General features: G+C 71.9%; 18 protein-coding genes. 10 read left to right on the plus strand and 8 right to left on the minus strand.

From position 1 onward, the window contains the following. Nucleotides 1-64 precede the first annotated feature (64 nt). Nucleotides 65-1,249: an acetyl-CoA C-acetyltransferase gene (locus D7D94_RS11840; protein ID WP_156242792.1), complete on the minus strand. Its 1,185-nt coding sequence runs from the start codon at nt 1,247-1,249 to the stop codon at nt 65-67. A 139-nt stretch (nt 1,250-1,388) separates the two neighbouring features. Continuing rightward, nucleotides 1,389-2,597, minus strand: coding sequence for a cobalamin-independent methionine synthase II family protein (locus tag D7D94_RS11845; RefSeq protein ID WP_156242793.1), 1,209 nt, complete (start codon nt 2,595-2,597; stop codon nt 1,389-1,391). Nucleotides 2,598-2,775: 178 nt separating this feature from the next. Here D7D94_RS11845 and D7D94_RS11850 point away from each other — a divergent pair, with 178 nt between their 5' ends. The 4 genes from D7D94_RS11850 to D7D94_RS11865 are packed head-to-tail and all read left to right on the plus strand — an operon-like array spanning nt 2,776 to nt 6,128. Then, the gene (locus D7D94_RS11850) at nt 2,776-3,519 is read left to right on the plus strand and encodes a 3-oxoacid CoA-transferase subunit A (RefSeq protein ID WP_156242794.1); all 744 of its coding nucleotides are present in this window, start codon (nt 2,776-2,778) and stop codon (nt 3,517-3,519) included. After that, nucleotides 3,519-4,160 (plus strand): 3-oxoacid CoA-transferase subunit B, encoded by a 642-nt coding sequence (locus D7D94_RS11855; RefSeq protein ID WP_156242795.1) that lies wholly within the window; start codon nt 3,519-3,521, stop codon nt 4,158-4,160. The genes D7D94_RS11850 and D7D94_RS11855 overlap by 1 nt, the downstream gene beginning before the upstream one ends. A gap of 1 nt (nt 4,161) precedes the next feature. Further along, entirely contained in the window at nt 4,162-5,328 is a 1,167-nt protein-coding gene (locus D7D94_RS11860; protein WP_156242796.1) for a thiolase family protein, read from the plus strand. A gap of 17 nt (nt 5,329-5,345) precedes the next feature. Continuing rightward, complete coding sequence (locus D7D94_RS11865) at nt 5,346-6,128, plus strand: IclR family transcriptional regulator domain-containing protein (RefSeq protein ID WP_156242797.1); 783 nt, start codon at nt 5,346-5,348, stop codon at nt 6,126-6,128. 6 nt (nt 6,129-6,134) lie between these two features. On the opposite strand, the gene D7D94_RS11870 is transcribed toward D7D94_RS11865, so the two are convergent. Next, nucleotides 6,135-7,562: an MFS transporter gene (locus D7D94_RS11870; RefSeq protein ID WP_246171791.1), complete on the minus strand. Its 1,428-nt coding sequence runs from the start codon at nt 7,560-7,562 to the stop codon at nt 6,135-6,137. Nucleotides 7,563-7,637: 75 nt separating this feature from the next. On the opposite strand from D7D94_RS11870, the gene D7D94_RS11875 reads away from it, so the two are divergent. Together D7D94_RS11875 and D7D94_RS11880 are read left to right on the plus strand one after the other, a co-directional pair. After that, nucleotides 7,638-8,012 (plus strand): hypothetical protein, encoded by a 375-nt coding sequence (locus tag D7D94_RS11875; RefSeq protein WP_156242798.1) that lies wholly within the window; start codon nt 7,638-7,640, stop codon nt 8,010-8,012. A 29-nt stretch (nt 8,013-8,041) separates the two neighbouring features. Next, the gene (locus D7D94_RS11880) at nt 8,042-8,662 is read left to right on the plus strand and encodes a hypothetical protein (RefSeq protein ID WP_156242799.1); all 621 of its coding nucleotides are present in this window, start codon (nt 8,042-8,044) and stop codon (nt 8,660-8,662) included. A 29-nt stretch (nt 8,663-8,691) separates the two neighbouring features. Here D7D94_RS11880 and D7D94_RS11885 read toward each other — a convergent pair whose 3' ends face one another. After that, on the minus strand, nt 8,692-9,309 hold the full coding sequence (locus D7D94_RS11885) for a GrpB family protein (protein ID WP_156242800.1): 618 nt from the start codon (nt 9,307-9,309) through the stop codon (nt 8,692-8,694). Next, a complete protein-coding gene (locus D7D94_RS11890) occupies nt 9,306-10,103 on the minus strand; it encodes an LLM class flavin-dependent oxidoreductase (protein WP_156242801.1) in 798 nt (265 codons plus the stop codon). The genes D7D94_RS11885 and D7D94_RS11890 overlap by 4 nt, the downstream gene beginning before the upstream one ends. A 76-nt stretch (nt 10,104-10,179) precedes the next feature. Here D7D94_RS11890 and D7D94_RS11895 point away from each other — a divergent pair, with 76 nt between their 5' ends. The 4 genes from D7D94_RS11895 (at nt 10,180) to D7D94_RS11910 (ending at nt 14,304) form a co-directional block, all read left to right on the plus strand. Beyond that, a complete protein-coding gene (locus tag D7D94_RS11895; protein WP_246171792.1) occupies nt 10,180-10,848 on the plus strand; it encodes a YdeI/OmpD-associated family protein in 669 nt (222 codons plus the stop codon). Further along, a complete protein-coding gene (locus D7D94_RS11900) occupies nt 10,845-11,666 on the plus strand; it encodes a hypothetical protein (protein WP_156242803.1) in 822 nt (273 codons plus the stop codon). The genes D7D94_RS11895 and D7D94_RS11900 overlap by 4 nt, the downstream gene beginning before the upstream one ends. Before the next feature lie 206 nt (nt 11,667-11,872). Next, nucleotides 11,873-13,258 carry a glycine--tRNA ligase gene (locus D7D94_RS11905; protein ID WP_156242804.1) on the plus strand — a complete coding sequence of 462 codons (1,386 nt, stop codon included), beginning with the start codon at nt 11,873-11,875 and terminating at the stop codon, nt 13,256-13,258. A 149-nt stretch (nt 13,259-13,407) separates the two neighbouring features. Further along, on the plus strand, nt 13,408-14,304 hold the full coding sequence (locus tag D7D94_RS11910; RefSeq protein ID WP_156242805.1) for an SDR family oxidoreductase: 897 nt from the start codon (nt 13,408-13,410) through the stop codon (nt 14,302-14,304). Between the two features lie 9 nt (nt 14,305-14,313). Here D7D94_RS11910 and D7D94_RS11915 read toward each other — a convergent pair whose 3' ends face one another. Genes D7D94_RS11915 through D7D94_RS11925 form a run of 3 tightly spaced genes read right to left on the minus strand, consistent with a single transcriptional unit; the run spans nt 14,314 to nt 16,669 of the window. Continuing rightward, nucleotides 14,314-14,739, minus strand: coding sequence for a DUF1801 domain-containing protein (locus D7D94_RS11915; RefSeq protein ID WP_156242806.1), 426 nt, complete (start codon nt 14,737-14,739; stop codon nt 14,314-14,316). Next, entirely contained in the window at nt 14,736-15,308 is a 573-nt protein-coding gene (locus tag D7D94_RS11920) for an HhH-GPD-type base excision DNA repair protein (RefSeq protein WP_156242807.1), read from the minus strand. Before D7D94_RS11920 ends, D7D94_RS11915 begins: the two co-directional genes overlap by 4 nt. Nucleotides 15,309-15,349: 41 nt before the next feature. Beyond that, entirely contained in the window at nt 15,350-16,669 is a 1,320-nt protein-coding gene (locus D7D94_RS11925) for a glutamyl-tRNA reductase (protein ID WP_343032134.1), read from the minus strand. Nucleotides 16,670-16,680: the final 11 nt, after the last annotated feature.

Genomic DNA, 16,680 nt, shown 5'->3' on the forward strand with positions numbered 1-16,680 from the left:
CTCCCGCCCGGCGCTCGGGCACGCCGTGGCCCGAGTCTACGGAAGGCGCATCGGGCGGGGCTCGTCAGCGCGTGATGACGAGCGCCTCACCCTGGCCGCCGCCGCCGCACAGTGCGACGACCGCCATGCCGCCCCCGCGACGGGCGAGCTCGTGTGCCGCGTGCACGACGAGGCGGTTGCCCGAGGCGCCGAGCGGGTGGCCGATCGCGATCCCGCCGCCGTGCACGTTCACGATCGCCGAGTCGAGGCCGAGCTCCCGCGATGCGTACGCGACGACCGCTCCGAACGCCTCGTTGATCTCCACGAGGTCGAGATCCGCCGCGTCGATACCCTGCTTCTCGAGGGCTCGTCGGATGGCCTGGGCCGGCTGCCCCTGGAGGGACGCGTCCGGCCCCGCCGTCTGACCGGACGCTCCGACGCCCGCCAGCACCGACCATCCCTCGGCCCGGGCCCGCGCGCGCGTGGTGACGACGACAACGGAGGCGCCGTCGGAGATCTGCGACGCGTTGCCCGCGGTGATCGTGCCGTCTTCCGCGAAGGCGGGACGGAGCCTGGCCAGGCTCTCCGTCGTGGTGTCGGCGCGGATCCCCTCGTCGCGGCGCACCACCGTCGGACCGCCGCGGCGCGCGGGGACCTCCACCGGCACCACCTCGACGTCGAAGACGCCCGATTCCCACGCCGCGGCCGCGCGCTGATGAGACAGGGCCGCGACCGCGTCCTGCTCGGCGCGCCCGATCCCGAGCGGTCCGTTGCGGCGCTCGGTCGACAGTCCCATGCTGACGCCCTCCGAGGCGTCCGTGAGCCCGTCGTGCGCGAGGTGGTCGAGGACCTCGACCGACCCGTACGTCCAGCCCGTGCGGGAGCCCATGAGGAGGTGCGGCGCGCGCGACATCGACTCCATGCCGCCCGCGACGACGACCTCCGCGTCGCCGAGGGCGATCATCCGGGCCGCGTCGATGACGGCCGTGAGCCCCGACAGGCAGACCTTGTCGATCGAGTGCGCCGGCACGTCCCACCCGATGCCCGCGCCGACGGCGGCCTGACGCGCGGCGTTCTGACCGGCTCCGGCGGCGAGCACGTGGCCCATGATGACGGCGTCCACCACGTGCGGATCGACGCCGCCCCGCGCGAGAGCGCCGCGGATCGCCGTCGCGCCGAGCTGCGGAGCGGTCAGCGCGGCCAGCTGGCCGTTCAGGCGCGCCTGCGGGGTGCGGGCCGCCGCGACGATGACGACGTCGGCAGAGTCCATGGCTGCTCCTCCTCGCGGTGAGCCGCGACTGCGGCCGTCCCGTCGAGCGTCGCACCCGGGCTCTGCCCTCGCAACACCGCGAGAAGCGGATGGCCCCTCTCGCGATGCGGGAGGGGCCATCCGGTCGTCCGTCGGCGAGTCAGACGCGCTGGGACGCGCGGCGGGCGCCCTCGCCCAGCGCGTCGAGCTTCGCCCACGCGATCTGCGGGTGCACGCGGCCGCCGAGGCCGCAGTCGGTGGCGGCGATCACGCGGTCGGGGCCGACGATCTTCGCGAAGCGCTCGATGCGCTGCGCGACGAGGTCGGGGTGCTCGACGAGGTTCGTGGAGTGGCCGACGACACCGGGGACGAGGACGAGGTCGTCGGGGATGAGGTCCTTGTTCTCCTCCCAGACCGCCCACTCGTGCTCGTGGCGCGCGTTGGCGGCCTCGAACGAGATCTGGCCGACCTTCGCGCCGAGCACGGTCCTCAGGATGTGCTTCAGCTCGATGTCGGTGGTGTGAGGGCCGTGCCACGAACCCCAGCAGAGGTGCAGGCGCACCTGCTCCTTGGGGAGGCCGGCGATCGCGTCGTTGATGGCGTCGATGCGGATCTGCGTGAAGGCGAGATAGTCCTCGACGGTCGGCTCCGGGTTGATCTGGTCCCAGTTCTCCGCGAGCGACGGGTCATCGAGCTGGAGGATGAGGCCTGCGTCGGTGATGGCCCGGTACTCCGGCTTCAGGGCCTCGACCCACGCCTGGATGTGCTCGTTCTCGCTGCCGTAGAAGTCGTTCGCGATGCGCGCGGCAGACCCGGGCGCGATGGCGGTGAGGAAGCCCTGCTCGCCGTCGCGGAGCGCGCCGGCGAGGTGGCGCACGTCGGCGGCGACCGCGTCGTGCCCCTTGTAGGTGATCTCGCCCGTCGTCGTGGGGAAGGCCGTGGCGTTCTTGCCCGTCGAGATGCCGCTCGCGGGGTCGGTGTAGGCGTCGCGGAAGATCGTCCAGTCGCGGCGGTCAGGGAACGAGGTGAGCCGCACGTTCCCCGGCTCGGAGCGAACGGGCTGCTGCGTGAAGATGTTCTCCTCGGTGAGGGAGAGGCCGTTCACGCGCTGGAAGGAGTAGCCCCACCAGGCGCCGTAGTCGACGGAACTCGACATGGCCTTGCCGAACTCGCCGTCGCCGGGCTGCGTGATGCCCGCCTCGCGCTGACGCTCCACGACGTCGCGGACGGCCTCGGCCACGAGCTCCTCGTACTCGGGCGTCGAGGTGAGGGTGAACCCGTCGTCCTCGAAGGTCCGCGCCGCGTTGGCGTCGATGAGGGCCTGCGTGCGCGGCAGGCTGCCGGCGGTGGTCGTCTCGATGGTCGTCATGCTGCTCCTTGTTCGTTCCGGGGATGCACCCCGTCGCGACGCTATCGCCCCGCTGCGCCTCCTGTCGCATCGCGTGACCGTCGGTGACATCGCACCGGGCCCTTGGCAGGCGCGGTTCCTCGCGATATGCTCGACGCAGAGCGAACGCCTGTTCGCACAGCGAACGAGAGAGATCACGATGATCGACAAGACCGTCGAGACCGCGGCAGCCGCTGTCGCGAGGATCCCCGATGGCGCGACCGTGATGATCGGCGGCTTCGGCCGTGCCGGGCAGCCCGTCGACCTCATCGACGCGCTCATCGCCCAGGGCGCGCGCGACCTCGTCATCGTGAACAACAACGCGGGCAACGGCGATGCCGGCCTCGCCGCGCTGCTCGACGCCGGCCGCGTGCGGCGCATCATCTGCTCGTTTCCGCGCCAGAGCGACTCCTGGGTCTTCGACCGGCTGTATCGAGCGGGTGAGATCGAGCTCGAGCTCGTCCCGCAGGGGAACCTCGCCGAGCGGATCCGCGCGGCCGGCGCCGGCGTCGGCGCCTTCTTCAGTCCGACCGGTGTCGGCACGCAGCTGGCGGAAGGCAAGGAGCAGCGCGAGATCGACGGACGGCAGTATGTGCTGGAGTATCCGATCCGCGCCGACTTCGCTCTGCTGAGCGCCTACCGCGCCGATCGCTGGGGCAACCTCGTGTACCGCGAGACCGCCCGGAACTTCGGCCCCATCATGGCCACCGCGGCCGCGACCACGGTCGTGCAGGTCGACGAGATCATGCCCCTCGGCGCCCTCGACCCGGAGGCGGTCGTCACCCCGGGCATCTTCGTCGACCGCGTGGTAGCGGTCGGCGAGCGGGCCTGGCTGCACGACGGCGAGTTCGTCGGCGGAGTCACGGTCGAGGGCGCACCACTGTCTCGGGGAGAGGACCGATGATGACCACACGCATCGACCGCGATGAGCTCGCCGCCCGCATCGCGGCCGACATCCCCGAGGGGTCGTACGTCAACCTCGGCATCGGCGCGCCGACGCTCGTCGCCAACTTCCTGCCCTCCGATCAGGAGATCATCCTCCACACCGAGAACGGGCTGCTCGGCATGGGGGAGGCGCCCGCTCGCGAGGCGGTGGATCCCGACCTCATCAACGCGGGGAAGCAGCCCGTCACGGCGCTGCCCGGTGCGGCCTACTTCCATCACGCCGATTCGTTCGCGATGATGCGCGGCGGGCACCTCGACGTCTGCGTGCTGGGTGCATTCCAGGTCTCCGCCCGCGGCGACCTCGCGAACTGGTCGACCGGCGCCCCCGGCGCCATCCCGGCCGTCGGCGGCGCCATGGACCTCGCGATCGGCGCGAAGCAGGTGTTCGTGATGACCGATCTGCTCACCAAGCAGGGCGAGTCCAAGCTCGTCGCAGCCTGCACCTACCCGCTCACGGGAGTGGCCTGCGTCACCCGCGTCTACACCGATCATGCGGTCTTCGACGTCACCGAGCGGGGCTTCCGCGTGCGTGAGCTGTTTGGCGACAACACCCGCGAGGGCCTCGAGGCGCTCACCGGCCTGACCCTCGAGGAGAGCTGACATGACCGCGAGCTTCGTCTACGACGCCGTCCGCACGCCGTTCGGGCGCGCGGGAGGAGCCCTGTCCGACGTCCGGCCCGACGACCTGGCCGCTGTCGTCATGGCGGCCGTCGTGTCTCGCGCGCAGCTCGACTCCGCGCGCATCGACGACGTGCTGTTCGGCGACGCCAACCAGGCGGGCGAGGACAATCGCAACGTCGCGCGGTTCGGCGCCCTCCTCGCCGGCTTCCCGGCCACGGTCCCGGGGGCGACGGTGAACCGCCTCTGCGGGTCCTCGCTCGAGGCCGTCATCCAGGGGTCGCGTGCGATCGAAAGTGGCGACGATCGACTCGTGCTCGCGGGGGGCGTCGAGTCGATGAGCCGCGCGCCGTTCGTCGTCGAGAAGTCGTCGAAGCCCTGGCCGGCCGTCGGCAACCAGACGATGTGGAACACCTCCATCGGATGGCGGATGGTCAACCCCGCCCTGCCGAAGGAGTGGACGATCTCCAACGGCGAGAGCGCCGAGCTCCTCGCCGAGATCCACGGCATCACTCGCGAGGAGCAGGACGCGTTCGCCGTCCGCAGCCACGCGCTGGCCGCGAGGGCGTGGGCGGAGGGATGCTACGACGCGGAGATCGTGCAGGTCGACGGGCATGAGCTCGACCGTGACGAGGGGATCCGCGACGGCTCCACGGTGGAGCGCCTCGCCGGGCTGAAGCCGCTGTTCAAGAAGGATGGCTCGGTCACGGCCGCGAACTCCTCCTCCATCAACGACGGGGCATCCGCGGTGCTGCTGGGTGCCGAGGGCGCCCTCGATGCCGAGCCCCTGGCGCGCATCGCGGGGCGCGGGGTCTTCGCCAACGAGCCGCATCTGTTCGGCGTCGCCCCCGTCGAAGCCGCGAACATCGCGCTGCGTCGAGCGGGCCGCACCTGGGCCGACGTCGACCTGGTGGAGCTCAACGAGGCGTTCGCGTCGCAGAGCCTCGCGTGCATCCGGCAGTGGGACATCGACCCCGAGCGCGTGAATGCCGACGGCGGCGCGATCGCCATCGGGCATCCGCTCGGCGCGTCGGGTGGCCGAGTCCTCGGGCATGCCGCGCACGAGCTCGAGCGACGCGGCGGCGGCGTGGCGGTGGTCGCCCTCTGCATCGGCGTCGGCCAGGGCATCGCCGTCGTCCTCGAACGCTGAGTGGGTAGGGTCGCGGGGTGAGTGAGAACGAACCCGAGGAGCTTCGCGGCGACTTCGTGCAGTCCTTCGCCCGCGGCCTCGCGGTCATCCGGGCCTTCGATGGGGAGCACCCGCGTCTGACGCTCAGCGACGTGGCCGTGCGGGCGGAGGTCCCGAGGGCGGCCGCGCGCCGCTTCCTGCGGACGCTCGAGGTCCTCGGCTACGTGCGCAGCACCGGCCGCGAGTTCGCCCTCACGCCGCGGGTGCTCGAGCTCGGCTTCAGCTACCTCTCCGCCCTGTCGCTTCCGGAGGTCGTGCAGCCGCACCTGGAGGCCCTCTCCCGGCGGGTCGATGAGAGCGTCTCCGCGGCGGTGCTCGACGGCGCCGACATCGTGTACGTCGCCCGCGTCCCCACGCATCGGATCATGAGCGTCGCGATCACGATCGGAACGCGGTTCCCCGCGCACGCCACGAGCATGGGGCAGGTCCTCCTCGCTCAGCTCCCGGAGGCGGAGCGCGAGCGGATCCTCGCGGGGTCGGCGCTGGAGCGTCTCACGGACCGCACGATCACGACGCCCGGCGCCCTCGCCGCGCGCCTCGACGCCGTGCGGGAGCAGGGGTACGAGATCGTCGATGGGGAGCTGGAGTCGGGGGTGCGCTCCGTCGCCGCGCCGGTGCGCGGTCGCGACGGCACGGTGGTCGCCGCGGTCAACGTCTCCGCGAGCGCGGCGCGGGTCTCCGTCGAGCAGCTCCGGACCGACTACCTGCCGGCGCTTCTCGACGCCACCGCCGCCATCCAGGCCGACCTGCGGCTGGTCTGACTCGCGTCAGTCGCGGATGGAGGGATGGCCCTCGACCGGCTGCCGGGGGATGAACAGCGACAGGACGACCGCGACGATGCCGGCGGCGATGGCGAGCCAGAAGCACACCTCGAAGGCCTCGCGCGTGGGGACCGCGACCCCGTCGACCTCGACGCTCATCGCGGCGAGGACCCCGCCCAGCACGGCGGAGGCACTCGACGTGCCCACCGAGCGGAACAGGGCGTTCAGGCCGTTGGAGGCGCCGGTCTCGTCCGCGGGGACCGCTCGCATGATGATCATCGGCATGGCGGCGAAGGTGAAGCCGATCCCGACGCCGATGAGGAGGTTGGCGACGAGGATGTGCCAGATCTCGCTCGACCACAGCAGCACGAAGACATAGGCGAGCACGATGAATCCCGCGCCGCCCGTGAACAGGGGGCGCGGGCCGATGGTGCGCTCGAGCCATCCGGACAGGGGCGAGATCACCATCATCACGAGCCCGGCGGGCATGACGATGAGCGCGGCGCCGAGCATGTCGAGCCCGAAGCCGGAGCCCGACTCGGGGAGCTCCAGCAGCTGCGGGAAGGCGACGTTCGAGGAGAAGAGGGCGAAGCCCATCCCGACCGCCGCGATGTTCGTGAAGAGCACCGCGGGTCGCGCCGCGACCCGGAGATCCAGGAGCGGGTCGCGCACGCGCAGCTCGTAGGCGCCCCAGACGAGGAGCACCACGAGCCCGCCGAGGCCGCAGGCGAGAGTCGCCGCCGAGCTCCAGCCCCACTCCGCGCCGCGCGAGACGAAGAGCAGCAGCCCGGTCAGCGCCACGGCCAGCCCGATCGCGCCGAGGATGTCGAGGCGCCCCGACGTGCGCAGGATGTCCTCGGGGACGAAGAGCAGGACGAGCGCGAGTCCCACGGCGCCGAGCGCCGCCGCGAGCCAGAACAGCGTGTGCCAGTCGGTGTGGAGCGCGAGATATGCCGCCACCGGCATGCCGATCGCGCCGCCCACGCCCATGGTCGCGCTCATCAGAGCGACCGCTGTTCCCAGGCGCCGCGGCGGCAGCACGTCCCGCATGATCGCGATGCCGAGCGGGATGACGCCGGTCACGCCGCCCTGCAGCGCGCGGCCGACGATCACCCCGGTGATCGAGCCCGAGAGGGCCGCGATGAGCGACCCCGCGACGAGGAGCACGAGCAGCACCGCGACGACGCGGCGCTTGCCGTACATGTCGCCCAGGCGCCCCGAGATCGGGGTCGCGACCGCCGCGACGAGGAGCGTGATGGTGACGACCCATGACGTGTCCTCACGCGACGCGTCGAGGAGCGTCGGCAGCTCGGCCTGCAGCGGCACGACCAGCGTGAACATGAACGAGGAGCAGAGGCCCGCGAACGCGAGCACCGCGACGGTCAGGAAGCGGGGCGGGTGCTGCATGCGCCGCCGGCGGGGGTTCTCGCGCATCCGGTCCAGACTATCCGCGGGGGCGGAGCCCGCGCTCGGGGCGCTGGACGTTGCGCCTCGCCTAGGGTGGGGCGCATGATCACGCCCGATTGGATCCCGCACCGGCGCGCGTCGGACGGCGAGCTCGTCGGCTGGGTGCGCCCGGCGGGCGACGACTGGGTGGCGGTGTCGCTCTTCGGCGCGGACCTGACGGAGCCCGTGGACTGGCTGAGCGCCGAGGAGGCGCTCGAGGAGCAGGGGCTGTCTTGGATGGCCGGGGCGTGGCTCCTCCGTCGCGACGGCCGCGACATCCGCGTCCGTCTGGTGGAGTTCTCGCCCGATCGCATCGAGTCAGGCGCGGTGCGACCGGGACGCGTCGTGGTCAAGACCGACGACTTCGGTGCGATCGATGTGCCCTACGAACTGATCGATCTGCCCTGGCCGCCTCCGCCCGAGCTGCGCCCGCTCTGAGCCCGCGGCGGGTCTGGTTGACTGCCGTCATGAGCGCAGCGATCCCCGAGCAGCATCCTGCGGATACCGAGTGGCACCGCTGGGCGCCGATCGGTCAGACGCTCGACGCGAGCGGCATCGTCGGAGGCCCGGTTCCGAGCATCCGCTCGATCGAGATGCTCCCTCTCGACGAGATGCTGGTGCCGGAACGGCCGCGTGGCGGAGAGGTCGATCCTGCGGAGTGCAGCACATGCCGCCCGTCCGAGTTCACGATCTGGGCCGACGCGGACTGGAAGGTCGGCGCCGGCTTCGGCGGTCCGACCGGTCTGCCGTTCGTTGCGGCGATCGCCCCACGCCGACATGTTCTTCTCGAGGACGCTCCCGTCGAACTGCTGACAGGTCTCGGACCGCTCCTGCAAAGGATCTCGCAGGCGGTCAAGCGCATCCCCTCCGTCGCACGATGCCACTTCTCACGCTGGAACGACGGTTCGGCGCACCTGCACCTGTGGGCATATGCGCGTCCCGCCGGCATGATGCAGGGGCGTGGGGCGATCCTCCCCTACTGGGAGCAGGTGATGCCGGCCATGCCCAGGGAACTGATGGACGAGTACGTCGGCATCGTGGCGCACGCTCTCGCGGAGGGCGGAGGCGCCGCGTTTCCCGAGGAGTGACCGGAGTCCGGGCGCTTGCCGGCGTCAGGTCACTCCTTCAGGAGCTCGGCCGCCCGGAACGCGCGCTGGTAGATCTCGCGGATCACCGCGGCCTTGCGGGCGTTGTACTCCATCATCAGCTCGCCCTGTGCGGCGGCCTCCGACGCCGCGCGACGCTTCGCATCCGCGTACAGCCGGCGATCCGCCTCGTCCTCTCGCAGCCAGTCGCGGAAGATCCGGTGCCGGACGAGCTCCGGGGTGCCGGGGGAGAAAACGTGCACGTTGGCGCCCCCTGGCGACGGCTTGAGGCAGCGGTGCTCCTGCCACCAGGGCTCCCGCACCGTGAGGACGAAGCCCGCCGCCTCGAGTGCCGGCAGCCACGCCTCCTCGTCAGCGGAGTCCGCGACCGTGAGGTCGAGGTCGATGATCGGCTTCGCCGGAAGACCGGGCACCGACGTCGAGCCGACATGCTCGACCGCGAGCGCGCGGTCGCCGAGCGCGTCGCGGATGCGGTCCATGAGCGCGCGTGCTCGCTCGGGCCAGCGGGGGTCGGGGTCGACGATCTGGATCTCCTCGACCCGGGGTTCGATCACCCAGGGAGTGCGCCCAGGAGGCGCCGGAGCATCGGAGAAGGTCGTGATCTCCTCGGGCGTCAGCTCGCCGGTCATCTCGGCAGTGCGTCGAGGAGAGGGCGGGGATCGGGGGCGTCGGCGGGCGCCTGGATGGCCACGGCATCCGCTCCGCCGGCGGCCAGCTCTGCCAGGCGGTCGGCGATGCGGCTCTCGAGCGCGTCGGCTCGCGGGTCGATCTCCGTGAAGACCCGGACTCTCGCCCGACCAGCGCGGCCGGATGCCTCGCGCCCCTCGTCCACGAGGTCGCGCGCCGCGCGGACCGCCCCTTCGTCACCAGCCGAGTCGAGGAGGACCGAGTCGCCGATCTCGCCGGCGAGCCTCAGCGTCTTCGGCCCGCGCGCGCCGATGGTGATCTCGGGGACCACGGCCGGGGGCCATCCCAGCCGCACGTCGCGCAGCGTCACGTACCGTCCCGCCACATCGACGGTCTCGCCGTCGAGAAGCGCGCGCACCGCCGTGACGTACTCGCGCAGCAGCGTGAGGGGCGAGGCGACGCGCGCGCCCACCTGTCCCATCCACTCCAGCACGCCGTGCCCGAAGCCCGCCACGAAGCGGCCCGGCTCGAGCCGCGCGAGGGTGGCGACCTCCATCGCCGCCAGTGACGGATTGCGCAGCGGAACAGGGAGCAGGCCGATCCCGACGCGCACGCGCTCGGTCGCCGCCAGCGCCGCAGCGGAGGTTGTCAGACCGCCCTCGAGGAAGCAGTCCTCCCAGAGCCACAGCTCGGGCACGCCGGCGTCCTCCACTGCGCGCGCGACCGCCCGGAGGTCCTCGGGAGCCGACTGGGGACGGAAGACGATGCCGATCTCGGGCGTCGATGCCGCTGTCATGTCCTCATCGTGCCATCCGCCCCCGACGTCGCGCGCGGCCATCCGCGATGTCGGCGCCCCGTGCCATCCTGGTCGCGTGACGACGCAGGAGCCGGGCACTGCCGGCGGGACGGACGAGCGGCCCGCCATCTTCTTCCGCGATGCCGCGGAGTTCCGCGCGTGGCTCGAGCGGAACCACGACACCGCGACGGAGCTGTGGATGGGGCTGCGTCTCGCTCACGTGCCCGACCGGGGTTTGACGTGGGGCGACGCGGTGCTGGAGGCGCTGTGCTTCGGATGGATCGACTCGGTCTCCCAGCGGATCGACGACGACTCCCGACGTCAGCGGTGGACGCCGCGCAAGCGGGGGAGCACCTGGTCGAAGGTCAACATCGCGCACGTGGAGAGACTGCTGGCGGAGGGGCGGATGCATCCGGCTGGCGTGGCGGCGTTCGAGCGCCGACGCGAGGACCGCTCGGGGACGTACTCGCACGAGAACCCGGAGTCCGAGCTGACCCCGCCGCTGCAGGCGCTCATCGACGCGTCGCCCGGCGCGACCGGGTTCCTGGCCGAAGCCGCGCCGGGGTACTGCAAGGCGGTGCGGCACTGGATCATGTCGGCGAAGCAGGAAGCGACCCGCGAGCGGCGTACGCGCCAGCTCGTGGAGGACTCCGAGGCGGGCCGGCTCGTACCGCCGCAGCGTCCCGGGACCACTCCGGCCTGGCTGGCTCGCGCGGCTGCGGCAGCGGCAGAGGCGCCCCGGTGAGGTCGCAGGCGGCGGCGGCGCGCCGCGCGCTCGCGCTCGCCGCGGGAATCGGCCTTCTGTCCGGGTGCGCACCGAAGGAGCCTGCCGAGCCGCTCGTGACGGTCGACGATCTCTGCGCATCGGAGATCGTCGTCGCCTGTGCGCCGGGCAGCGTCACCGTGACTGTCGACGCTTCGGAGGAGGCGTCGAGGGCGCTTGCGCACGAGTTGCGGGAGGCCGCGGAGCGCGAGGAGATGCGCCTCGTGCTCACGCGTGCGGACGACCTTCCCGGCGGCTCGCGTGGGCCCTGGTCGGTGCAGGTGTTCCCCTCAGGCGAGGAGGAGCTCGACGCCGCCCTCGAGGGTCTGCAGCTGGCCGCGGCGCTGCCGGACGTCCGCTCCTTCAGTGTGATCGACGGATGGCGGTATGTGGCCATCGCGGACATCGACCGGTTCGTCGAGGTGTTCGACGAGCTCTCCGCCCGGTCGGCGTTCGCTGCGGGTGCCACCTACCGTCTCGACGCGGGCGAGGACCGGCTGCGCATCGTGCATGTCCCCTCCCGCACGACGGATGAGGCCGTGCACGGCGTCGTCGAGATCTCTCGCCGGCTTCCGTCCGCCGAGGTTCTGCTCGAAGCGCCCACCGCCGGGCCGCAGTGGCCGACCCTGTACGTCTCGCGCCTGAGCGCGGAGGAGGTGGGCCCCCTCGCCGCCGAGCTTCGCGGCCCTGACTGGGCCGACGCCGACGTGGACGGGCTCCCCGTGGAGTTCGTTCTCGGCACAGTCGGCGCGGAGGGCGCGACCTACACCACGGGAACGCTCGGCGACATCCCCGGCTGATCCCCGCCATCCCGCGTCGCCCCCTTGAGCGGGGTCGCCTCGGGAGCCGGACGCATCCACCGGAGGACGGCGGTATCCGCGGTGCAGGCGCGCGAGCCCGGCTCGGCGGCTCCTCGCAGGGCTCCGGACTAGGATCGAACCGGTGCCCGGGATCCTCGCGGACCCGCGTCGCGCCATCCCCACCCCTTCCGACCATTGGAGCCACCGTGGCCGAGCAGTCCCGCCTCGACAAAGTCATCGCCCTCGCCCGTCACCGCGGGTTCGTGTTCCAAGCGGGCGAGATCTACGGCGGTTCGAGGTCCGCGTGGGACTACGGGCCCCTCGGCACCGAGCTCAAGGAGAACATCCGCCGCCAGTGGTGGCAGACGTTCGTGCGCGGACGCGGCGACATGGTCGGCCTCGACTCCTCGATCATCCTGCCGACGAAGGTCTGGGAGGCATCCGGCCACGTCGCGACGTTCACCGACCCGCTCGTCGAGTGCCTGCAGTGCCACAAGCGCCACCGCGAGGACCACCTCCTCGAGGCGTACGAGGCGAAGAAGGGCCGCGCCCCCGAGAACGGGATGGCCGACATCGTCTGCCCCGACTGCGGCACCCGCGGCCAGTGGACCGAGCCCCGTTCGTTCTCCGGCCTCATGAAGACGTACGTCGGCGTGGTCGACGACGAGTCGGGCCTGCACTACCTGCGCCCGGAGACCGCGCAGGGCATCTTCGTGAACTTCGCGAACGTCGTCACCGCCGCGCGCAAGAAGCCGCCGTTCGGCGTCGGCCAGGTCGGCAAGGCGTTCCGCAACGAGATCACCCCCGGCAACTTCATCTTCCGCACGCGGGAGTTCGAGCAGATGGAGATCGAGTTCTTCACCCCACCCGCCGAGGCGGGGGAGTGGTTCGAGCACTGGGTCGACGCGTGCTGGAACTGGTTCATCGACCTCGGCATCGATCCCGCGAACATGCGAAGGTTCGACGTGCCGGATGGCGAGCGCGCGCACTACTCGGATCGCACGATCGACGTGGAGTACGCCTTCGGCTTCGCCGGCAAGGGCTGGGGCGAGCTCATGGGCATCGCGAACCGCACCGACTTCGACCTGTCGAACCACATCGAGCACTCCAAGTCGAACCTGTCGTTCTTCGACCAGGCCTCGGGCGAGAAGTACGTGCCGTACGTCATCGAGCCGTCGTTCGGCCTCACCCGCTCGATGATGGCGTTCCTCGTCGACGCGTACCGCGAGGAGGAGGTGCCGAACGCGAAGGGCGGCACCGACACCCGCACCGTGCTGAAGCTCGACCCGCGCCTCGCGCCTGTGAAGGCCGCCGTCCTCCCGCTCTCCCGCAACGAGCGCCTGTCGCCCCTCGCCCGCGAGGTCGCCGACCAGCTGCGCGCGTCGTGGAACGTGGACTTCGACGACGCCGGCGCCATCGGCCGCCGCTACCGTCGCCAGGACGAGATCGGCACGCCGTTCTGCGTCACGGTCGATTTCGACTCCCTCGACGACCGCGCCGTCACGGTGCGCGACCGCGACACGATGGCGCAGGAGCGCGTGCCGCTCGACGCGCTGCAGAGCTACCTCACGGAGCGCCTCCGCGGCGCCTGAGTCCTCCAAGCGAGCGCCCCGTCCCGGTCCCGGGGCGGGGCGCTTCTGCGCGCGGGGCTACCCGGGGACGCCGCCTGACGCAACCCCGAGACATCCGACCGGTCGCGGGCGCAGAGTGGACGCATCCCACACGAACGGAAGGATGCGACATGGCACGCGATCAGTACACGTTCACCGACCCCACGGCGCTCTACAGCGACATCGAGCCGAAGAAGCAGCACCAGACCGAGCCCGGGCTCGATGCGGACATGACCCCGCAGCCCGACCTCGGCGAGGACACCTACCGCGGCACCGGCCGTCTCGCCGGGCGCAAGGCGCTCATCACGGGCGGCGACTCCGGCATCGGCGCGGCGACCGCCATCGCCTTTGCGCGCGAGGGCGCCGATGTCGCCATCGCCTACCTTCCGCAGGAGGAGGAGGACGCCGCGCGCATCGCCGGCCTCATCCGCGACGCCGGCGTGAAGGTCGCGCAGCTGCCCGGCGACCTGAGCGACCCCGACTACTGCCGTGGACTCGTCGACCAGGTGGTCGCCGAGCTCGGCGGCATCGACATCCTCGTCAACAACGGCGGCAAGCAGATCTTCAACGAGGACATCACCACGCTGCCCGACGAGCAGTGGCAGGAGACGTTCGACGTCAACGTGCGCGCGACGTTCCTCCTCACGAAGGCCGCCGTGCCGCACATGAAGCCCGGCTCGACGATCATCAACACCACGTCGCACCAGGCCTACACGCCGTCGCCCACGCTGCTCGACTACGCGTCGACGAAGTGGGCGATCAACGGCTTCACGAAGGCCGTCGCGCAGCAGCTCGCGCCGAAGGGCATCCGCGTGAACGCCGTCGCGCCCGGCCCGGTCTGGACGGTGCTGCAGGTGACGGATGGCCAGCCGCAGGAGAAGGTCGCGGAGTTCGGCAAGCAGACGCCGCTCGGGCGGATGGGCCAGCCCGCGGAGATGGCGCCGGCCTACGTCTTCCTCGCCTCGGCCGAGTCGAGCTACATCATCGGCGACACCGTCAACGCGAACGGCGGCAGCCCCACCCCGTGACCGCGAGTCTCACGCGGTGGCGGTGAGGGCCATCCCCTCGCCGCCGCCGGAGACCGCCCAGCGGAGGGACCGCTCGAGGACGCCGCGCAGGACCGCGAGGTCGACGCCCTCCAGCGAGCGCAGGTAGAGGCACCCGGCGCCCGTGGTGTGCGGACCGAGCCGGGAGAGCGCGTCCGCGTGCGCCGCGACGCCGTCGAGCAGGTACACGGTGGTCGCGGCCTTCCGGGGCGCGAACGCGAGGAGCGGGGCGTCGCCCTCGGTGCCCGTGGGGTAGCGGTAGTGGCAGGCGCCGAACCCGACGATGGTGCCCCAGAGTCGCGGCTCGCGGCCCGACACCTCGCGCACGAGGTCGACGAGGACCGCGGCGTCCGCGCGTCGACGAACCGGCTGCACGCCGGCGAGGAACGCGTCGACGTCGCCGTCTGTCTGCTTCACGCGCTCGCCTTCGCGGCGGCCTTCACGGCGCGCTTGTGCTCGCGCACCTTCGCCAGCGACTCCGGGCTCGTGATGTCGGCGACCGAGCGGAAGGCGCCCTCCTCGCCGTACGGAGCCGACGCCTCCCGCCATCCGTCGCCGGCGAAGCCGCACTGCTTGCCCAGGAGCGCGAGGAAGATCCGCGCCTTCTGATCGCCGAACCCGGGCAGGGCCTTCAGGCGCTTGAGAACCTCCGCACCCGACGGATGGCCGTGCGTCCAGATCTGCGCGGCGTCGCCATCCCAGTCGTCGACGATGGCCTGGCAGAGCTGCTGCACGCGGCCCGCCATCGAACCGGGGAAGCGGTGCACGGCCGGCGTCTGGCGGAAGGCCTCGACGAAGCCCTCGGGGTCGTGGGAGGCGATCGCGGCCGCGTCGACCGACCCGATGCGCTCGCGGATCTTCTCGGGCCCCGCGAACGCCGTCTCCATCGCGATCTGCTGATCGAGCAGCATGCCGATGAGGAGCGCGAGCGCGTTGTCGCTTAGGAGGGTGTCGGCGGCGTCGTCGCCCGTGATCGTGAGAGCCATGCCTCTATCGTCTCAGGGCGAGCCGGGACATGCCGCAGGGCTCAGGACGCCTGCGCCTCGCCCGTGAACGGGCAGACCGGCGCGGCCGCGACCGGCGCCGCCGAAACGGCCGAAGCCGGACGCGCGTCGATGCCGAAGAGCGTCTCCAGCGCGTCGAACACGTCGTCGGAGCGGCCCTCTGCCGCGAGCTGCGCGGCGCGCGAGGTCGGGGTGTGCAGCAGCACGCCCACGAGGTGGCGCATGGCCTGCTCGACCTGCTCGGCCTCGCCGCGACCGCGCGCGCGGTCGACCTCGGCCTGGGTGAGCTCGAAGACGTGCTTGCGCAGCGCGATGATCGCGGGCTGCGCGCTCTGCTGACGGCCGGCGAGATGGAACTTCGCGGCGGCGTCCTGCACGATCGCGCGGGCGGCGTCGGTGGCCTGCAGCTCCTCGAGCGGAGCGTGCAGGCGGATGGTCTCGAGGTCGAGCAGCGTGATGCCGGGCACGGTCGCGACGTCGGGAGCAACGTTCCGCGGCATGCCGAGGTCGATGATCATCCCGGTGCCGGCGAAGCCCGCGTCGACGAGGAGCGCCGCGTCGATGACCGGCTCCTCGCGCGAGGTGCACGTGATGACGAGGTCGGCGGCGACGGCGGCCTGCGCGAAGTGCTCGGGCGCGACGCTCGAGAGCCCGTGCTTGGCGGCGAAGCGCGCACCGCGGCCGGAGGGGGAGTGGACCGTGATGTCCTCGACGCCGTGGTCGCGGAGGGCGGCGATCGTCGCTGCGGCGTACGAGCCGGTGCCGACGAGCAGCACCTGCTGCGTGGACCAGTCGGCGATGCGGCTGCCGGCGAGGTCGAGGGCGAGGCGCACGAGCGAGCGGCCGGCGCGGCCGAGCGCGGTGCCGTTCTTCACGCCCTTCTGCGTCTCGGTGGCGCGCTGGAAGAGACGCTCCAGCTCGCTCGAGGTGGTGCCGTGCTCGCGGGCCTCGTCGAGGGCGCGGCGCACCTGGCCGCCGATCTCGCCCTCGCCGACGATGACCGACTCGAGCCCGGATGCGACGGAGAAGAGGTGCTCGGCGACCTTCGGGCCGGCAGCGACCTCCACCGCGCCGTCGAGGTCGTCGGCGGTGACGCCGGTGGCGACGCGGATGGCCTCGTGTGCGGCCGCGAGACCCGTCTCGCGAGCGGCGTCCGACGGGACGTCGAGGTCGATGTACGCCTCGAAGCGGTTGCAGGTCGAGAGCACGACCGTGCCCTTGACCTCTTCGCCGTGTGCGGCGATGAGCGGAGCAAGGGCTGTGGTCTGCGTGCTCAGGCGCTCGAGGAGGTCGAACGGCGCGGTCTTGTGACTCGCAGAAAGGCAGAACAGCACATCCGTCATTCTACTCCTTG

Source organism: Microbacterium oryzae (genome assembly GCF_009735645.1).
In the GTDB taxonomy this organism is placed as follows: Bacteria; Actinomycetota; Actinomycetes; order Actinomycetales; family Microbacteriaceae; genus Microbacterium; species Microbacterium oryzae.